Source organism: Polaromonas sp., assembly GCF_010365105.1.
Classification (GTDB): domain Bacteria; phylum Pseudomonadota; class Gammaproteobacteria; order Burkholderiales; family Burkholderiaceae_C; genus Polaromonas.
Genome location: NZ_JAAFGZ010000001.1, coordinates 162,405 through 175,998, shown reverse-complemented (window position 1 = coordinate 175,998; position 13,594 = coordinate 162,405). Strand labels below are relative to the sequence as shown.

The following is a 13,594-nucleotide window of genomic DNA, read 5'->3' as shown; positions in this document are numbered from 1 at the left end:
CGTGGTCAACCCGCCAAGTTGCACACCGCCAAGTAGTGACAACTCGTCCCAACAACAACAAACCCATGCCAGACCGCATGGGCGTAGCGCACGCGGGCATCCATCATGAAAAAAAGGGTTCCAACGGTGTAGGCAATTCCGCCTGCGATCAGCCAGATCATGCTTGCCACGGGCAGATGATCGATGAGCGGCAGCGCGGCCATCAGTACCGCCCAGCCCATCAAAACATATAACACCGTGGACAGCCCAGGCTGCCTCAATCGGTTTGAAATCTTCAGCGCCATGCCAACAATGGCCATCAACCATACGGTCCCAAGCAATGCCCAATCGGGTCCTTCGTCGCGAGCACTCAGCGCGAAGGGGGTATAACTTCCCGCGATGAACAAGAAGATGGCGCCGTAATCGAGTTTGAGGAGCACCTGTTTGGCGCGGCCGATCGGTAGCGCGTGGTAAATGGTCGAGGTTAGATATAAACACACCATCGTTCCCGCAAAAACCATGGCCCCGGCGAAGCTTGCGGGGGTTTTGTAGTGGTCAGAGGCCAGAGACCATGTGGCTGCGATCACTGCCAGCAATGCAATCCCATGACTGACGCTATTGGCTATTTCTTCACCCACGCTTTGTGTATGTGAGGTCATGGCGACGATTTTCGTTGGACTCACTCACACATAGGGTACATAGAGTCTTATGGAAAAGGGCATGCTTTGGTTAAGGGCCACGTCGTTTGAACTGGACTTGGCCGTGCTCAAAGCAGCACAGTCAACATCTTTTTCTCGTAATGGGCCAGATCGGGTGTCGACTTGTTTGGAACTTTTGCCAAGTCGTCATACCGGCGAAGACGCAAGGCCTCCTCTGCAAAAGGCTGAGCCATGAATGTGGCCAACTCGTCGTGTGAGTAAGCGCCACCCTGCAACTCAAGGCTGCGTTTAGAGGCAGGAGACAGCGTAGCCCAGTAGCTCTGTTCGGCGCCGCAAAGGTAACGCTTGGCATCCACATGCAGACGTATGGGCTCGAGGGTCGCATCGGGCAGCACGCCGCGCAAAAACGGCAGAGCGATGTTCTGATGCAGGTCATCCCGCGCTTGCATATCGTCCCGCTGACCTTGTTTTTCAGCGGCGATCAAATGCCCCAGATCATGAAGCAATGCCGCCACGATGGTCTCATCTGCTTCACCTGCCTGCTCGGCAAGCTGGGCGCACTGCAGTGCGTGCTGGAGTTGGGTGACGGCCTCAAAGCCGTACTGACTCCTTGCGCGTGTTTGAAACAGATGGATGATTTCGTCAGAAGTGAGCATCTTGATATACCTTTCCTTAAACCAGGACTTTACGGATACGGGCAGAGATGACGTCAATCACGCTGACCGTCCCCACAATGATGATCATGACGGCGCAGGTTTCTGCGTACTGGAAACCGCGAATGATGTCCCACAGCACCACGCCAATTCCGCCAGCCCCCACCATGCCCACCACGGAAGCCGAGCGCACATTGCTTTCAAAGCGGTACAGAGTGAACGAAATCCACAAAGGCATGACCTGTGGAATCACGCCGTACACAATCTCATGCAGGGCGCTGGCGCCAGTGGAGCGAATGCCTTCGACTGGCTGGGGATCAATCGCTTCTACCGCTTCGGAAAACAGCTTGGCCAAAACGCCAGTGGTGTGAATCCAGAGCGCCAGCACACCGGCAAACGGCCCCAGGCCTACCGCTACTACAAACAGCATGGCAAACACCATCTCGTTGATGGCTCGGCTGGCATCCATCAAGCGGCGCATGGGCTGGTACACCCACCATGGCACCAGGTTGGCAGAAGCCATCAATGCCATGGGAACGGCGGTGATGACGGCCAGCGCAGTGCCCCAGAGGGCAATCTGCAGCGTGACGACCATTTCCTGCACATACATTCGCCACTGGCCAAAGTTGGGCGGGAAAAATTCGGCCATATAAGCAGCCATGTTGCCGGAGTCACGCAGCAAGTCCAGCGGGCGCATGTCGGCGCCTCCCCACGAAGCGCCCAACAACAGCAAAAGCAGTCCCCAGGAGACATGCCAGGCCAGGCTACGCTTTGGAATGACGGCCAATGGCACGGCAGGGGTGGCAGAGGTCAGAGTTGGGTGCATGGCGAAAGGTACGTCATTTGCAGGCGCTATCTGCAAATCAGTTCAAAGCAGCGAGTTGCTTATCGATGTTGGCCAGGCGGGTGCTCTTGTCCGCATCGCTCATGGACATGTCCGCTTGCGCCTTGTTGCGTTGACTGAACAACTCAAGCTGGCGGATGGGCAGCAACTGGCGGTTGGTGGACTCTTTAAAACCCGAGAGCTTGGAAATTTTCATCAACACTTCCTTCTCGCGCGCATCGGTCTTGCCGTAGTTGTAGAAGAAAGCTTTCAGTTTGGCCTTGTCGGAATCCGACAGGTCTTTGCGCATCACCAGTGGGTCCAGGGGTATCAACGGCGAAGTCCAGACGATCTTGATGCTCTTGAACTTTTCAGGATAGCGCTGCTGGATCTTGTCGAGGTTTTCGCTGTTGTTGGTGGCGACATCGACCTGCTTGTTGGCCACTGCCAGAGCGTTGGCTTCGTGATTGGCACCACGAGTGATCTTGAAGTGGGTCTTGGCGTCAATCTTGTTTTGTGCAAACACATAAAAGCCCGGCACCAAGTAACCGGACGTGGAGTTTGGGTCCCCATTTCCAAAGCTCAGGTTCTTGCCATTTTTCAGTACGTCGTCCAGCGTGTTGTAGGGACTGTCTGCGTTGACGATGAGGTGCGAGTAATAGCCCTGGGTACCATCGGCATTGACCATCTGAGCGAAGACTTCGCCATTGGCGCGGTCAACCGCCTCCATGGCTGACTTGTTGCCCAGCCAGGCAATCTGCACCTTGTTGAAACGCATGCCTTCAATGATGCCAGCGTAGTCAGGCGCAAAAAATGCAGTGACATTGAACCCGGTCTGGCGCTTCATGTCTTCGATCAATGGCACCCAATCTTGCTTCAGATTTTGTGTCGCTTCGGTCGAGATGATGCCAAAGTTGATGTCCTGGGCGATCGAACTGGCGCTTGCCAGGCCCAAAGCCAGGGTTACGGCCGTGCTGATCAACAGTTGCTTAAGCATAAAAAAACTCCTATGAATACTCAAAAAATTCATGCAGCCTGCACCAGCGGTGCAGACCAAGAAGGCAGGCGCGGAGAAAGTTGCGCTGGCGAAGCGCTCGCAGGTGCAGAATCGGCCAATATTTCATGGGCATCCACGCCATACAACTCGCGTAGCAGCGCGGGTGTCAGCAGTGAAGAAGAGCCATCAAACACCACACGACCTTGATGCAGGGCAATCACCCGAGGGCAGTATTTAATGGCCATTTCCACCTGATGGAGCGACACAATGACAGTGCAGCCGTCTTCACGATTGATGCGGGCCAGTATTTCCATGACATTGCGCGAAGACTCGGGGTCCAGCGAGGCAATGGGCTCATCGGCCAAGACTACTTTGGCCCCTTGGACCAGGGTGCGGGCAATGGCGGCGCGCTGCTGTTGCCCGCCTGAAAGGGTCGATGCGCGCTGGGCGTAGCAATCCGCAATACCCACACGCTTTAGTGCATCGAGCGCATGGGATCTTTCCTGCACACTGAAAAATCGGAACAGGCTGCGCCACCACGGCATGCGGTGCAGTTGCCCCACCAGGACGTTAACCAACACAGGCAGGCGGTCCACCAAGTTGAACTGCTGGAATACAAAGCCCACCTGCGAACGCACACGGCGAATGTCGCGGTGAATGCGCCCACTTTGCTGCACACAGCAGCCATCAATCTCGATCAGCGAGTCCGACTGGCCATCGGCGGCCACCAGACCGGCCATGTGTCGCATCAAGGTGGACTTTCCCGAACCTGAGGCGCCAATCAAAGCCACCATTTCGCCCTTTTTCACTGATAGATTGATGTCGCACAAGGCCTGTTTCCCATTGGCAAAATGCTTGTTGAGCTTGTGAACTCGAAGTGCTGTTTCCATCGTGGCCTCTGTATTTGTCTAGACAGGTTTAGTCTCAATGACGTGCATGACGCTTTGATGAAGGTTCAGGGAAGTTTGCGTGACACTGGGCGCTGGACTCACAGCACACGCTGGCCTTCACGCCACACGGCGCGCACCACGGCATGGCGGGCGCCATCGGGCAACACAGCCATGCGGACCTGAATCAGGTCGGCGCGCAAGCCGACTGCCAAGGCGCCCCGGTCTGCCAGACCGGTGGCCAGTGCTGGCGTACGAGTCACGGTGGCGATGGCCTGAGGCAATGTCAGTACCTCGTCGCTCACCAGCCGAACTGCTGCACTGAGCATGCTGCCAGGCACATAGTCTGAAGACAGTATGTCAAGCAAGCCCAGGCGTGCCAGCTCATGGGCGGCCACATTGCCCGAGTGCGAGCCACCGCGAACTACATTGGGCCCACCCATGACAGTGCACAGACCGCGCGCATGGGCTTCGCGGGCGGCCGCCACCGTGGTGGGGAATTCCGACATGCTTGCGCCCTCTTCGTGGGCTTGCTGCACATGGGCCACAGTGGTGTCGTCATGGCTGGCCAGCGCGATGCCGTGGGTGCGGCAATAGTCCACAAAGTAGCGCCGGTGGGGGTGGGCATACTCGGCCTGCAGAACGTGGGCATGGGCCACCTGGCGCTCAAACTTTTCCTGGCTCCAGCCCTTTTTCCCGGTGTAGTACACGCGGGCATGCTCGATGTTTTCCCATTGCCGCTGCCCTGGCGTATGGTCCATGAGTGAGATCAGGGACAAGCGCGGATGCTCATGAAAAGGTGCAAACAGCTCGATGGTGTTAGGCGCTGGCAGCTCGCAGCGAACATGCAAATGATGGTCTGCGCGCAGCAGGCCCTGCTTGGTACAGGTATCGAGTGTCTTGAGCACGCCAGTCCAGGCGCTGCCGCGCAGGCTCTCCACATCGGCCTCACCCACACCCAGCGCATCGAACACGGTGGTAATCCCAGCAGCAGCAATCTCGGCGTCATGCGCCAGCAGTGCCGGCAACTCGGCCCAGTACACCTTGGGCCGGGGCATAAGGTGGCGCTCAAGGTTATCGGTGTGCATTTCCACCAGGCCCGGCAGCAAATAGTCGCCCTCCAGGTCCATCGCGCCCATGGCGGAGGTGTTGCCGCTGTCGATGTGGGCTATGCGGCCATCCGCAGAAATCAGGCTGCCCAGCACGACTTCGTCAGGCATCACCATGCGTGCGTTTTTGAACGTGGTGGAGGTGTTCACGCAGCCCTCCTGAAGGCGGCGACATTCACGCGCCGGGTCGCCACGGCGTTGCCAACATGCACGTCATGAAAAATTCCCACGACGGCAGTACCCCCAGCGGTTGCTTCGCAGATCAGGTCGATCACGGTCTGCGTGTTGGCCGCATCCAACGAAGCGGTGGGCTCGTCGAGCAGCAACAAAGGACGTGCCTTAATCATGTTTCGTGCAATGTTGATGCGCTGCTGCTCACCGCCCGAGAAGGTGGCCGGCGGCAGGTGCCACAAGCGCTCTGGAATGCGCAGGCGGGTGAGCAAGGCACAGGCCTGTTCGCGGGCAGATTCCAGAGCCTCGGGGTCATCGCCGGCGTCCTCCATCAACGGCTCAGCCACGACGTCCAGAGCGGACACGCGTGGTATGACGCGCAAGAACTGGCTGACATAGCCAATGGTGTCCTTGCGCAACTGCACCAGTTCGCGCGGCGTGGCCTGGGTCACTTCCAGCGGCGCCCTGCCCGGCAGCGCCACGGCAATGGAGCCCGCGCTGGTGCGGTAGTTCGCGTAAATCATCTTGAGCAAGGTACTTTTTCCCATGCCTGAGGGGCCATCGAGCACCACGCATTCACCGGCGCTCACGCTCAGGTTGGCGTTGTCCAGCACAGACAGCTCGATGCCGTTTTGGTTGTGCAGGGTGAAGCGCTTGGCCACACCGGTCAATTGAAGCAAGGGTGTGGTCATGGCTGTAGTACCGAAGAAACAAGAAGTTGGGTGTAAGAGTGCTGCGGGTCGTCCAGCACCTGGTCAGTGAGGCCAACCTCGACCACCTGCCCGCGTTGCATGACGATCATGCGGTGGGCCAGCAATCGCGCCACCGCGAGGTCATGGGTCACGATGACGGCGGCGAGTTGCATCTTGCGGGTGAGTTGGCGCAGCAGGTCAAGCAACCTAGCCTGCACCGAAACATCCAGCCCTGAGGTCGGTTCGTCCATGAAAATCAACCGCGGCTGGGTGACCAGGTTGCGGGCAATCTGCAAGCGCTGGCGCATGCCTCCGGAGAAGGTCCGGGGAGCATCATCGATGCGGGCGGGCTCGATTTCTACCCGTGCCAGCCACTCGATGGCAGTGGCGCGCAAACGGCCATAGTTGCGCTCGCCCAATCCCATCAACCGCTCTCCCACGTTGGCGCCGGCAGAAACATCCATACGCAGGCCGTCGGCGGCGTTTTGATGCACAAAACCCCAGTCGGTACGGGCCAGCAGGCGCTGCTGCGCCTCAGTCATGGCAAACACCTCCTGCAAGCCCGCATGGCGCGTCAGGAACTGCACGCTGCCAGCATCTGGCGCGCTGCGGGCGGCAATGGCATTGAGCAAGGTGGACTTGCCGGAGCCAGACTCGCCTACCACGGCAAGCACTTCGCCCGGCCATACATCAAACGACACGTCCTGCAGCGCCACGCGGTCGCCGTAGCGTTTGCTCACGCCACGGACCTGCAGCAAGGGAGGGGGAGAAATATCAAAGTTCATATGAGGGCTCAATCACAAAACTAAGGCCATGCTGGTCAAAGCCGAGGGATTCATAAAACGCATGCGACTGGGTGCGTTTGCGGTTGGAGGAAAGGGCCAGCTTGTAGCAACCGGCGCGGCGTGCCTCGCTCAAGGCGTGCGCCATCATTTGGCGGCCGATACCCTGGCCTTGGCTGGCGGGTGCCACCACGACATCTTCTGCAATCGCCGATGGCGTGCCGCAGTGGGCCAGGTTATGCATGATGAGCAGCGCATAGCTGCCGACCACGGCACTGTCCTTGATGGCGACAAACAGGCGATAGTTCGGGTAGCGAACAAACTGCGCAAACACCTGCTGGGCAGCATCGCTATCGAGCACCTTCTCGTTGTCAAAATCTGGCTGGGCGTACAAGGCCAGCACGGCTGGAATGTCCGCAGGCAAGGCTTGACGCATATCCAGGGTCATGATCGCTTTCCCTGCGCTTGCTCATCAGCAGCCTGCCGGGACTGGCAGTAGTCCGAGTCGGAACACACATGCATGCGGGTGCCGCTGTCATCGGTGATGATCTCGTCCAGAAAGCTGTCGGCAGCGCCACACAGGGCGCAGGCAGCATCCCAGCGCTGCACCTCAAACGGATGGTCTTCAAACCCAAGGCTCTCAACCGAGGTGTACGGCGGCACGGCATAGATGCGCTTTTCCCGGCCTGCGCCAAACAGCTGCAGTGCCGGGTTCATGTGCATCTTGGGGTTGTCAAACTTCGGAATGGGCGAAGGCGACATGATGTAGCGGTCATTGACCAGCACCGGGTAGTCGTAGGTGGTGGCAATGTGGCCGTAGCGGGCAATGTCCTCATACAGCTTCACGTGCATCAGGCCGTATTCAGCCAAGCCATGCAGGGTGCGGGTCTCAGTCTCGCGTGGCTCCAGACGCTGCATGGGCTCGGGCACCGGCACCTGGTACACAATGACCTGCCCTTCGGTCAGCGCAATTTCAGGAATCCGGTGGCGGGTCTGGATCAGCGTGGCATCTGTCGTGCGGGTGGTTGTCTCCACACCCGTGGTGCGCTGAAAAAATCGCCGGATGTTGACGGCGTTGACAGTGTCGTCCGAGCCCTGGTCGATGATTTTGAGCACATCATCAGGGCCGATGACCGAGGCTGTCACCTGAATGCCACCTGTGCCCCACCCATAAGGCAGGGGCATTTCCCGTGAACCAAACGGCACCTGGTAACCCGGAATGGCAACAGCCTTGAGGATGGCGCGGCGGATCATGCGCTTGGTGCGCTCATCGAGGTAGGCAAAGTTGTAATCCGCCTGCACATCCTGGGCGCCGTGCTGGGTTTGGTCGGCAATAGACGCCTGTGCATTTGAAATTTCAAGAGGAACGTTCATAGATTCACCTCGGCAACGACGCGCATTTTTCGGATAAGGTCCAGCTCAGCCTGGAAGTCCACGTAGTGAGGCAGCTTCAAATGCTGGACAAAGCCAGAAGCCTCCAGGCTGTCGCTATGCGAGAGCACAAACTCCTGCATCTGCGCGGGCGACTCAATAGGCTCGCCCAGTTCGGCGGCACGCAGCGACCGATCCACCAGGCTCATGGCCATGGCTTTGCGTTCGCTGTGGCCAAAGGCCAGCCCATAACCGCGGGTGAACTGCGGAGGCACCGCCTTGCTGCCAGCGAATTGGTTGACCATTTCGCATTCGGTAATTTCAATGTCACCAATCGAGATGGCAAAGCCCAGTTCCTCGGGCACAACCTCCAGCGCCACACTGCCCAGACGAACCTCACCGACAAAAGGGTGGCTGTGGGAGTAGCCCCGCTGGGTGGAATAGGCCATGGCCAACAAAAAGCCTTCGTCTCCGCGCGCCAGGTTTTGCAGGCGGGTGGCCCGTGCGGCCGGAAAACGCAGCGGCTCACGGGTCAGGTCCACAGGCGCAGGATCGCCGGGCGGGAGCGGGCAGCGTTCGATCAGTCTTTCGTGGTTCAGGAGATCCACCACGCGGGGCGTCACGGCACTGGCTTGTTCTTCCGGCACTGCCCGCGCTGGCGCTATAGAAGGTTGGGCTTGTGCACCCTCTTGCGCCAGCAGGGTGAAGTCCAGCAGGCGCTGGGTGTAGTCATAGGTGGGGCCAAGCACCTGCCCGCCGGGCAGATCCTTGAAGGTGGCGGAAATCCGGCGGTCCAACTGCATGCGCTCGGTATGCAACGGCAACGTGGTGCCCAGCCGCGGCAAAGTGGCGCGGTAGGCGCGCAGCAAAAAGATGGCCTCGACCAGATCGCCGGACGCCTGCTTGATCGCGAGCGCGGCCAATTCGGGATCGAACACGGAGCCTTCGTTCATCACGCGGTCCACGGCCAGCTTGAGTTGCGCCTGGATTTGCGCCACGGTCAGTTCGGGCAAGGCGCTGTCTCCGCGGCGCTGTTCGGCCAGTAGCGCATAGCTGTTGAGAATGGCGGTTTCACCGCCCTTGACGGCAACATACATACTCAGTTTCCCCTTGCAAGTTCGATGTGGGTGGTGCGCGGCAGGCTTGCCACTTGCTGGCGGGTGGTCAAAAAGACATCCACGCCGCGAGGAAAGCGCGCATGGTTTGCGGCCCATTGGGTCAAGAAATCAGGTGCCAGGCCTTCGGCTTTGAGTACGGTGCTGCCGCTGATGCCGGGCCCCGTGAGCGTCCAGTCTGCGGCGTCATGGCCACTGGACTGGAGGGCTAAGACATCGAGCACACAAGTTGCCGATTGATCCGGGAAGGCATCGGTGCCTTGCGCAAAAGTGTCCAGCGCCGGGCTGGTATCGCCAGCAGCCACCCAGGCAAACTGGGCTTGCGTGAAATCGTCCACCAGACGGCAGCCGGTGTGAAAGTGCAGCCATACCGCCGCATCGGAATGCGCAAGTTTGGGAGACAGCCACAGCGTGCAATCGGCATCTAGCAGTGCCAGCAGCAGCGCCGCTGATGCGGGGTGACCGCTCTTGGGTACCTGTGCGTCGTGGTCCAAATTAATGCAGCGACCCGGATGAGACATGGACTGCAGCGCCGTGCGAAACACGGCCTGGCTGCCCAGCGCTTCATTGGAAAAACCCGCGCCGAGGGCAGACAAGTCATGGGGGGTCATTGGTTTTCCTCGTCATCGCCTGCGTCGCCAGCTTCACGGGCCACAGTGAAAAATTCAACCTTGGTCGTTTGGGCACGTGCATGTCGCTGTTTACTCTGCAGTGCAAGATGCTTGCGTATTGGGCTGAGCAAGGTGGTTTCCAGCAGCGCATGCTGCGCCCCGTCTTGCAACAGGGCATCGGCCACAGCGGCCAGCCGCGCCCGGCGGTGCGAGCGCCCCAGCACATACGCCACGCCCACCAGGGCAGCATCGAGTTTGGCACCGGACATTCGCAGGGCACAGCGTGTCACAGTGACCTCCCCCAGATTGAACCGTTCCCCTGTAGCACCCGCACGGCCTTGAACCATCATCAATCCTGTTTCCGGTGCCCTGAGCCACTGGGGGGCGGCTATCAGATGATTCGCTAGAGCGCACTCCAGTAAGTCAGGCGGCGCGCGAGACAACAACGCCATCCAGTCGGCGCGGCCCAAAGCCTTGTTTGGCGCCAGATTGTCAAATGCATGAAACATTGCAGTGTTACCCTGAAAGTTGTATAGACAAATTAATAATCTGCGCTGAGCTTATCGAACAGGTATGTAGGTTTTATGACAACACTCACTTCTTCTGCCCCCCTTGAGCACGTTCCCAGGGAGAGCTTTTGGGCGCGCATCGCCTCAGACATTGCCGAGTCCATCAGCCGCGGTACTTACCCGCCAGGCGAACGCCTCCCCTCCGAGCACGCGCTGGCGCAGCGGTTTGGCGTCAACCGCCACACCATCCGAAAATCCCTGGCCAGCCTGGCCAGCCAAGGCCTGGTGCGGGTTGCGCAGGGCAGCGGAACTTACGTCGAAGAATTTGCGGTGGACCTGATGCTGGCAAAACGTACCCGGCACCACCACAGCTTGAGTCAGGCTGGTTTGCGAGGAAGCCTGCAAGTGCTTGCCTCCCGCACGGAAGGCGCCTCGCAGGCGCAGGCGTCAGCACTCAAGGTGGCACTGCACAGCAAACTTTTGTGCCTGCAGGTGTTAGGAGAAGCGCAAGGGCAGCCGCTGCATGTAAGCGAGCGTTATTTCCCACTACCCCGGTTTGCAGGGCTGGATGCGATCGTGGGTGAAACAGGGTCGATAACCGCCGCATTTGCAGCTCTAGGCGTCGCCGACTACACGCGTCAGGAAAGCCGGATCACGGCGCAGATGCCAGACGCGAGCATTGCCGCTCACCTGCGCCAACCCGTAAGCCGACCCATACTTCAAGTAAAAAGCGTGAACGTGGACACTGCCGGCCTGCCCATTGAATTTGCCACCACTTGGTTCGCCGGTGACCGGGTCAAGCTGACGGTGACGCATGATGACTGACACGCCCGCCTACCGCTACGCCATTTACTTCGCGCCACTACCGGATACCCTCTGGTGGCAGGCCGGAAGCGCCTGGCTGGGCCGCTGCGCCGCGAACCAGGCACTTGTGCCACAACCTGTCATTGCAGGCGTGTCTGACGCACAATTGTTGGCGCTGACAGCCGCTCCCCGCCGGTATGGCTGGCATGCCACGCTCAAAGCCCCATTCACGCTGAGAAATGGAGTCAATGTCCAAACCCTGCGGCAAGCCTTGCAAAGCCTTGCTCAGGAGATGGTTGCATTTGACTTGCCGCCACTGCACGCGAGCTGTCTGGATGATTTTCTTGCCCTGGTTCCGCAGGGTAACTGCGATGCCCTGCACGCCGTGGCCCAGGCCTGTGTGACAGGGCTTCACCCCCTGGCCGCACCACTCTCGCCGGCCGAGTTGCAACGCCGCCGCAAGTCCAATTTATCGTCAGGGCAAGATGCGCTGCTGGTGCGTTGGGGCTACCCCTATGTGATGGAATACTTTCGCTTTCACTGTTCGCTCACAGGCTCGTTGCAAGGCGTGAAAGCGCAGCAGGTTCAGGCCTTGCAAGATGGAGCGCAGGCATGGTTTGGTGCCCTACCCCGCTGCCGGTTCGACTCACTGGCATTGTTTGCAGAACCCACGGCGGGCGCGGACATGGTGCTGGTAGAACATGTGAGGCTGAGGGCATGAGTCACCAGCTGATCTACACCATGGGCCCTTCAGGTGCAGGAAAAGACAGCCTGCTGGCCTGGCTGAAATCCAGACTTCACCCACAAGCCCCCATCCACTTTGCCCGCCGCACGATTGACCGGCCCGTGCAGTCAAGCGGTGAACTGCATGAAAGCATGGACGCAGGCACTTTTGTGCAACTTCGAAACCAAGGCGCTTTTTCATTGCACTGGGCTGCCAATGGCTTGCAGTACGGCGTACGGCATACCGAGTTGGATGGCCTTCGGCGAGATCAATGGGTGATGGTCAACGGCTCACGTGCCCATTTACCGCACGCCCTTCTCCGCTTTCCGGGCATGACCGTCCTGCACATTACGGCGCAAGCCGACGTGCTTCGCACGCGGATACTGGCACGACAACGAGAAACCCTGGCAATGGTTGAGGCCCGGGTGCAGCGGGCCATTGCCTTTCAGACACCTCCGGATTGCCGGTTGCTGGAGATCCATAACGACGCCAGCCTTGATGCAGCTGGGATGAAGCTTATGCAATCGCTCAACCGCCTGGAAAAATGGCCGTCAACGGCGTGGCTGCGCGCACCAGCGCTGAATTGATTAGTTGACCGGCGATAGTCCGTTATTGCAATGAAAACCTACGCCTTCATCAGTTTTTGGCGGGCTATGACTGATCAAATTGTTTGACCAAGGCCCTTTGAGATTGGCGCGCAGTCTGCATTTCAACATTTACAGATGCTCTTTTCGGGAGGGCGACACACTCCATTGACCCTTGCCCTACGGCTGAATGTCTCTGGGTACGAGTCGATGGGCTGGGCGGGATAGAAGTTTGAAACGATTGAATTGGTTGACCAACCCGCGCCAGAACCGGAAGCCACGCGCGGTGCTGCAGGCCGAGCGGCTAGGTGAAAAGCCAGGAGCCAGCATTCCCGGAAGATGCAGGAACTGGACCTAGACAACAGCGGCTTAGGGGGGCTTTCAAAGCATCTCAACTGAAAGCTGACTTTGGAAATTGGCGAACTGTCAAACGTTTTCACTACCTTTGCTCACAAAGGACATTCGGTAAATGTCAGTACGCAGTTGCCATGCTTGACTTTGCCAGTAAGCATGAGCAGCTTGATTTGTTGTCAGGACATCAATATGAGTTTTCAATATCCCTATTTTCTCGAGTGCCAACAGACAACTTTGAACCAACTGGTTTGCGATACCCTTGCGCCGATGGTCAGGCAGCACTAACAAGTGCTGCAAATAGCCCCGTCGACCGTCATGTCCACACATGACACAACCAACTGCAATATCGTTGACAAGGGCAATGAAACTCAGATTTGGATTACGAAGTAAGTAACTTTCAGTGCCGTCAAATGAATCAGCATCACGCAAAGTCACTCCCAGTGTTTGCTTCATGAGGTCAATGACCAAATGGTAATCATGTGGTGTCATTGGCCTAATATTGTGCAATTCGATTTCCAGATATGTGTTTCAGCCGGAAAATTCTAACGACAGGAGAACCTCGTTTCCTGCTTCCCAGTGAACTTCGCTTGGCAAAATAGCTGCGGCAAAAATATTCATCGCACCACGATGTCAAAAATCGGGACGAAAAAGGGCTGCAACTCGGCACGGATGTGGTGAATGGGCATGCACATTTTTCAACTGTGGGATTGAAGATCTGCTCGAACACATGCCCGGCAAATCCGCTGCTGCTTGTGAAAATTGACAAATCA

The 13,594-nt window shown here is 58.4% G+C and carries 17 protein-coding genes; 3 read left to right on the top strand and 14 right to left on the bottom strand.

Annotated features, from left to right (window positions below):
- Positions 1-5 precede the first annotated feature (5 nt).
- The 13 genes from GZ092_RS00820 to phnG form a co-directional block, all read right to left on the bottom strand.
- Positions 6-638 (bottom strand): hemolysin III family protein, encoded by a 633-nt coding sequence (locus GZ092_RS00820; RefSeq protein WP_293633642.1) that lies wholly within the window; start codon positions 636-638, stop codon positions 6-8.
- Positions 639-745: 107 nt separating this feature from the next.
- Positions 746-1,294, bottom strand: a complete 549-nt coding sequence (locus GZ092_RS00815) for a phosphonate degradation HD-domain oxygenase (protein WP_293633640.1) — start codon at positions 1,292-1,294, stop codon at positions 746-748.
- A gap of 16 nt (positions 1,295-1,310) precedes the next feature.
- Positions 1,311-2,117 carry a phosphonate ABC transporter, permease protein PhnE gene (phnE, locus tag GZ092_RS00810; protein WP_293633638.1) on the bottom strand — a complete coding sequence of 269 codons (807 nt, stop codon included), beginning with the start codon at positions 2,115-2,117 and terminating at the stop codon, positions 1,311-1,313.
- A gap of 37 nt (positions 2,118-2,154) precedes the next feature.
- On the bottom strand, positions 2,155-3,111 hold the full coding sequence (gene phnD, locus GZ092_RS00805) for a phosphonate ABC transporter substrate-binding protein (protein WP_293633636.1): 957 nt from the start codon (positions 3,109-3,111) through the stop codon (positions 2,155-2,157).
- Between the two features lie 29 nt (positions 3,112-3,140).
- Positions 3,141-4,001: a phosphonate ABC transporter ATP-binding protein gene (phnC, locus tag GZ092_RS00800; protein WP_293633634.1), complete on the bottom strand. Its 861-nt coding sequence runs from the start codon at positions 3,999-4,001 to the stop codon at positions 3,141-3,143.
- 98 nt (positions 4,002-4,099) lie between these two features.
- Complete coding sequence (locus GZ092_RS00795) at positions 4,100-5,257, bottom strand: alpha-D-ribose 1-methylphosphonate 5-triphosphate diphosphatase (protein WP_293633633.1); 1,158 nt, start codon at positions 5,255-5,257, stop codon at positions 4,100-4,102.
- A complete protein-coding gene (gene phnL, locus GZ092_RS00790) occupies positions 5,254-5,970 on the bottom strand; it encodes a phosphonate C-P lyase system protein PhnL (protein ID WP_293633632.1) in 717 nt (238 codons plus the stop codon). Before phnL ends, GZ092_RS00795 begins: the two co-directional genes overlap by 4 nt.
- Positions 5,967-6,755, bottom strand: coding sequence for a phosphonate C-P lyase system protein PhnK (gene phnK / locus GZ092_RS00785; protein ID WP_293633631.1), 789 nt, complete (start codon positions 6,753-6,755; stop codon positions 5,967-5,969). The genes phnL and phnK overlap by 4 nt, the downstream gene beginning before the upstream one ends.
- A complete protein-coding gene (locus tag GZ092_RS00780; protein WP_293633630.1) occupies positions 6,745-7,200 on the bottom strand; it encodes a GNAT family N-acetyltransferase in 456 nt (151 codons plus the stop codon). The genes phnK and GZ092_RS00780 overlap by 11 nt, the downstream gene beginning before the upstream one ends.
- Complete coding sequence (locus tag GZ092_RS00775; RefSeq protein WP_363254132.1) at positions 7,197-8,126, bottom strand: alpha-D-ribose 1-methylphosphonate 5-phosphate C-P-lyase PhnJ; 930 nt, start codon at positions 8,124-8,126, stop codon at positions 7,197-7,199. Before GZ092_RS00775 ends, GZ092_RS00780 begins: the two co-directional genes overlap by 4 nt.
- Complete coding sequence (locus GZ092_RS00770) at positions 8,123-9,220, bottom strand: carbon-phosphorus lyase complex subunit PhnI (RefSeq protein WP_293633629.1); 1,098 nt, start codon at positions 9,218-9,220, stop codon at positions 8,123-8,125. Before GZ092_RS00770 ends, GZ092_RS00775 begins: the two co-directional genes overlap by 4 nt.
- A 2-nt stretch (positions 9,221-9,222) precedes the next feature.
- Positions 9,223-9,849, bottom strand: coding sequence for a phosphonate C-P lyase system protein PhnH (gene phnH, locus GZ092_RS00765; RefSeq protein WP_293633628.1), 627 nt, complete (start codon positions 9,847-9,849; stop codon positions 9,223-9,225).
- The gene (gene phnG / locus GZ092_RS00760; protein ID WP_293633627.1) at positions 9,846-10,358 is read right to left on the bottom strand and encodes a phosphonate C-P lyase system protein PhnG; all 513 of its coding nucleotides are present in this window, start codon (positions 10,356-10,358) and stop codon (positions 9,846-9,848) included. Before phnG ends, phnH begins: the two co-directional genes overlap by 4 nt.
- Positions 10,359-10,433: 75 nt before the next feature.
- Here phnG and phnF point away from each other — a divergent pair, with 75 nt between their 5' ends.
- Genes phnF through phnN form a run of 3 tightly spaced genes read left to right on the top strand, consistent with a single transcriptional unit; the run spans position 10,434 to position 12,473 of the window.
- Positions 10,434-11,183, top strand: a complete 750-nt coding sequence (gene phnF, locus GZ092_RS00755; RefSeq protein ID WP_293633626.1) for a phosphonate metabolism transcriptional regulator PhnF — start codon at positions 10,434-10,436, stop codon at positions 11,181-11,183.
- Complete coding sequence (locus GZ092_RS00750; RefSeq protein ID WP_363254130.1) at positions 11,173-11,883, top strand: DUF1045 domain-containing protein; 711 nt, start codon at positions 11,173-11,175, stop codon at positions 11,881-11,883. Before phnF ends, GZ092_RS00750 begins: the two co-directional genes overlap by 11 nt.
- Positions 11,880-12,473: a phosphonate metabolism protein/1,5-bisphosphokinase (PRPP-forming) PhnN gene (gene phnN / locus GZ092_RS00745; RefSeq protein ID WP_293633625.1), complete on the top strand. Its 594-nt coding sequence runs from the start codon at positions 11,880-11,882 to the stop codon at positions 12,471-12,473. The genes GZ092_RS00750 and phnN overlap by 4 nt, the downstream gene beginning before the upstream one ends.
- Before the next feature lie 423 nt (positions 12,474-12,896).
- On the opposite strand, the gene GZ092_RS00740 is transcribed toward phnN, so the two are convergent.
- Positions 12,897-13,277, bottom strand: a complete 381-nt coding sequence (locus tag GZ092_RS00740; RefSeq protein WP_293633624.1) for a GNAT family N-acetyltransferase — start codon at positions 13,275-13,277, stop codon at positions 12,897-12,899.
- Between the last annotated feature and the right edge of the window lie 317 nt (positions 13,278-13,594).